The sequence below is a fragment of the Streptococcus sp. CCH5-D3 genome (assembly GCF_001556435.1).
Classification (GTDB): Bacteria; Bacillota; Bacilli; order Lactobacillales; family Streptococcaceae; genus Streptococcus.
This window is the reverse complement of record NZ_LSIW01000087.1, coordinates 1-350: the sequence shown is the minus strand read 5'-3', so window position 1 is coordinate 350 and position 350 is coordinate 1. Positions and strand designations below refer to the sequence as shown.

Genomic DNA, 350 nt, shown 5'->3' with positions numbered 1-350 from the left:
CACCATATACATAAACTTCTTTAGTATCTTTATTAGAGTAAGGAATCTCTACTGTTGGTGCTACATTTACAAATTCTGATAATGGTTTTTTATCTATAGAACCATCTGCATAGGTTACTACAAGATTTCCATCCGCATCTTTTGTAACTGATTGAATCTTATTAGTTTTATCAGCTGGTGTACCTTTTTTGTCTGCTAAGTTCGCATCATCGTTGTTTTGAGAGTACTCAAGTTGTACCTTTTCTTTGATTTTAGCTAGCTCAGCTTCGGTCACGTTAGCTGGATCTGCTACAGTAACTTTTTCGGTTGGAGTTGCAACATCATATTTTTGGTTTTGTGGCTTAAGCACA

At 35.4% G+C, this 350-nt stretch carries 1 protein-coding gene; it reads right to left on the bottom strand.

Annotation, left to right across the window (positions count from 1 at the left end; genetic code table 11):
- The coding region (locus AX662_RS10755) for a hypothetical protein (protein ID WP_197414666.1) at positions 1 to 350 on the bottom strand (350 nt) is incomplete at both ends.